The 3673-nt window shown below is 69.3% G+C and carries 4 protein-coding genes and 1 pseudogene; 2 read left to right on the top strand and 3 right to left on the bottom strand.

Annotated elements, in window-relative coordinates; all coding sequences use genetic code 11:
• Positions 1 to 119, top strand: a pseudogene (locus tag ACWCSD_RS49695) (IS5/IS1182 family transposase); the annotation flags it as partial.
• A 49-nt stretch (positions 120 to 168) separates the two neighbouring features.
• Here ACWCSD_RS49695 and ACWCSD_RS49690 read toward each other — a convergent pair.
• Positions 169 to 1158: a hypothetical protein gene (locus ACWCSD_RS49690; protein WP_449926362.1), complete on the bottom strand. Its 990-nt coding sequence runs from the start codon at positions 1156 to 1158 to the stop codon at positions 169 to 171.
• Positions 1159 to 1238: 80 nt separating this feature from the next.
• On the opposite strand from ACWCSD_RS49690, the gene ACWCSD_RS49685 reads away from it, so the two are divergent.
• Positions 1239 to 1817, top strand: a complete 579-nt coding sequence (locus ACWCSD_RS49685) for a TetR/AcrR family transcriptional regulator (protein WP_449926360.1) — start codon at positions 1239 to 1241, stop codon at positions 1815 to 1817.
• A 611-nt stretch (positions 1818 to 2428) separates the two neighbouring features.
• Here ACWCSD_RS49685 and ACWCSD_RS49680 read toward each other — a convergent pair.
• Both ACWCSD_RS49680 and ACWCSD_RS49675 read right to left on the bottom strand, forming a co-directional pair.
• Positions 2429 to 2647: a hypothetical protein gene (locus ACWCSD_RS49680; protein WP_449926358.1), complete on the bottom strand. Its 219-nt coding sequence runs from the start codon at positions 2645 to 2647 to the stop codon at positions 2429 to 2431.
• Positions 2648 to 3162: 515 nt separating this feature from the next.
• Positions 3163 to 3673: neutral zinc metallopeptidase (locus ACWCSD_RS49675; protein ID WP_449926356.1), on the bottom strand; the 511-nt coding region annotated here is incomplete at its 5' end.

Below are 3673 nucleotides of genomic sequence, written 5' to 3'. Positions count from 1 at the left end.
GCGGCCGGATGACCGGCCGGCCGTGCAGGGCATCTTGTTCGTGCTGCATACCGGCATCGCTCGGGAGCACCTGCCGCAGGCACCCGGGTTACGGCTCGGGCATGCTGGAAGCTCGCCGGAGCGAAACCTGACCCCTCGAACTCCACAGCCCGTTCTGCCGTTCTCCGGCTAGAGCCGCAGCGTGCCGAGCTCCGCCATGCGCTCGACCGCGTAGGCCGGGTCGACCAGCGCCTCGGGCGTGTACAGGCCCGGCGTCACCGGGCTGCCGCGCAGGCCGAGCAGTCGCTCCACTCCCAGAGCGATACCGAGCGCGGTCAGCGGACGCTGGCCTTCAGGATGCACCAGCCATTGGCTCCTGCTGAGCGGCGCGCCCGCCGCCGCACTTCCCTCCAGCTCGATGCGGACCTCGGTCGTAGGCGCCGCGCCGCGCCGCCTACTGGCCGATTCCCCGACCGCGAAATCGAAGCGGACGTTCGGCGCGCCCGTCGCGAGCGCGAGACTCGGCACGTCCAGGGTGGCGATCGTCTGGCCGGGCAGCACGACCCCGTCCACGCTGGACACCTCCACCTGCGCATCGGCGCCGGCCACCCAGATGAAATCGCCGTCACGGCGCACCAGCCCCGCCGAGGTGACATCCATCAGCCGCTCCAGATCGGCGATGGCCGCAGGCCCGCCGCCATCGCGTTCGTCCAGCACCGCCGTCACCCGTACCGTGTCGACCCGCTCGAACTCCCGGGCCGACTCCATCGCGGCCAGCACGACGAGCCCGGCCAGGTAGTGGCTGGCCACCAGGATCGGTGCGGCCGCCGCCCGCTGGGCGCCCGCGACGACCTCCGGCGCGATGTCCACCAAACCGTTGGAGATGCTCAGGTACGGCACGCCGCGATCCTGCGCGAAGCGCAACCCGTTGAGGTGCGAATCGCGCACGGCAGCGATCACCGCCGCGTAGCCGTGCTCCTCCGAGAGCCCGAGATCGCCACGCCGCAGGTCGAAGGTGAGGGCCGTGGCGTTGCCCAGTTCGTCGGCGACCCGCCGGGCACGGTCGAGATCGCGAGCGGCGATGGTCAGCGGCAGCGCCGGATACCAGCGTCGCAGGAGCACGGCCGTGCCCCTGCCCGCCTGTCCCGACCCACCCATGATCAGCACTGACTTGGCCATGTGTGACTCCTCCTGATTAAGCTACATTTTGTAGCCTACCTTTTGTAGCTTAAGCTGGAGCCCGCACGCAAGGGAGGACCATGGCCAGCCCATCGACCCGCCTGTCCAAGGCGGCCAGACGCGAGCAACTGCTCGACGCCGCCACCTCGATCGTGCGCACCCGGGGCGCCGACGACCTCACCCTGCCCACCCTCGCCGAAGCCGCCCAGGTCAGCCGGCCAATCGTCTACGACCACTTCGCCACCCGCCACGGCCTGCTGCTCGCCCTCTACCTGCGCCTGGATGACCAGTACCGGACCAGGCTGGCCCAGGCCCTGCAGGACGCCGATCCCACCGCGCCCGAGGTCGCCCGCGTCATGAGCGAGGCCTACTTCACGTGCGCCACCGACATGCCGGAACTCACCGCCATCTCCGCCGCCCTCAAGGGAAGCCCGGCCCTGGAGGCAACCCAGCACGACCTGCTCGACCGCTACACGAACCTGATGGTCACCGCCCTGCGCCCCCACTCCCGCCTCACCGCCGAAGCCCTCCGGCTGCGCTGCGTCGGCACCCTCGGCGCCGCGGAGGCCCTCGCCGCAGAGATCAACCGAGGCCGAGCCACCACCGACGACGCCGTCACCGCCCTGACCGATCTCATCCTCAGCACTCTCGGCCACTGACGGCACGTCGTACATCGGGCATGACGCAGCCGCACCGCTCGGGTCCCGCGTCCGGCTCCACGGTGAGGTGAACCTCGCCATGGGAGCCCGCCTCAACCTCGCCGCGACCTCCGTACCGGGCCGCCGGGTCGCCCGCGGGGTGGCGCCTGCCGGACGATGACCGAAGGGCCCACCGGTCCGGAGGTTGAACCCGCCTTCTGGATCAACTGTCAGGGCCGCCGGAGCGGTCTGTGCACGTCGTGCTGGGTGCGCGAGAGCGAGTCCGAGATCCTCATTCTGGGACATTCTGCAACGGTGGCCGGTGCGCGGCAGCCTGACACGCAGCCGCAAAAATCAGCGGTCAGCGCCCTCACCTGTCAGTGGGATGGCGGCTGGTGATCGAGCGGCCGGACGGCGGGGATGCTTGCCCAGTAGGGCGGCCCGAGATGAACCCTCAAACGCCGGGGCGAGGCGGTCCCGTGCTGAGACCCGCGCCTCTTTTTCATGCGTCCCGGGGCACCGCCATTCCTACTCTGCCCCGCCCCTGCGCACGCACCATCAACGGAGTGACGAACTCGGCAGAGGCGGACGGCGCATCTCCCGGATTCGCCGCCACCGCGTGCTTTTGCCAGTCAGAGACCGACATTCCGCATGGCGTTGTCCCGCCGGCGATCCACCGCCCTGATGTACCGCAAGACCACAGGTGAGGCGGGGGCCCAGCGGCCGTGTCTGGCGATGACCGCGACGGGGACGCCGGCGGCGTAGGCGACGGTGGCGCCGCCGGCGCGCAGGCTGTGCGCGGTGACCGTGTCGGCGAAGGGCACACGCGCGCGTACTGCCAGGTCGCGCACGATACGTTGACCGCGTCGGCGCCGAGGGAAGGGCCGATGCCGCCGTGCCGGTTGACGCGGCGCAGTAGCCGTCCGCTGGTGTGTCCGGCCTGGTCGAGCACGGTGATCCAGTCGCGCCAGGCGGCGATCGGGTCGGTCAGCGGGTGGAGGCCGCGGAGGATGGCGATGGTCTCGCCGCGGGAGTCCTTGTCGGTTTTGGAAGTGCGGATGACGACCTCCAGCCCGTCGGCGACCTCGCGCACGTCGTCCCTGGTCAAGGCGACGAGTTCGCTGCGGCGGCCCATCAGGGCCAAGCCGCGGCCACTTCAGCACGAAGGTCATGACCAGCGCGGCCACAGAGGCTTCCTGGATCACCATTTTGAGTGACGGGGAACATACTGGTCGCTCTCGGAGCCCTGGTTCACTCGGATGCAGGCGCCACCGGGGGAGATCGTCTTAGGCCTTGAGCATCTACGGGCTCACGCTGGTAAGAGGCTGATCACGGCCGCGCGGCGCGTCCTCCCCCTGGGCGCGCGCTATTTCACCCTGGCGGCCGGAGCCGTGAAGGTGTTGCAGACGGACGGCGACTCGGACTCGAACCCCCGCCTGATCCAGTAGACACGATTGGACGCTTTGCCGAAGCCGGCGAAATTGCCGTCGATGACGTGCCGATCGATGTAGTAGTCCCGGCCGTGCTCGCGTGTGTGGCCGAGCGAATCCCAGACACTGCCGGTGAAGGCCCCGGAGAAGCAGAGCGTCTGCAGCGTGTATCTGGACTGAAGGGCCAGCGCGTCCCGCTTGGACAGCTTCTTCATGGTCTTGGCCACGGCGTTCATGATGCCCGCGACGTTCTGGACATGGATGGCATAGCCCGCGCTGAGGGCCTCCAGCAGTTGTGGCTTGTCGATCTCGCCCTTCAGGCCGTAGTCGCTGACCATCATGTGGACGGTCTTGGTGTTCGTACAGTAGACGCTGTCAGTGGCGTCGGGTGCGTAGATGCCGCAGGAGGTCTTGACCCGCTCGCCGTACGACAACACCACCTTGGGC

The sequence above is a fragment of the Nonomuraea sp. NPDC001684 genome, from assembly GCF_053596515.1.
This window is presented reverse-complemented; position numbering and strand designations above follow the sequence as displayed.

Coding starts and splice junctions, on each gene's coding strand:
- ACWCSD_RS49690 (WP_449926362.1), bottom strand. CDS start 1,158: ATGGCCAAGTCAGTGCTGATCATGGGTGGGTCGGGACAGGCGGGCAGG.
- ACWCSD_RS49685 (WP_449926360.1), top strand. CDS start 1,239: ATGGCCAGCCCATCGACCCGCCTGTCCAAGGCGGCCAGACGCGAGCAA.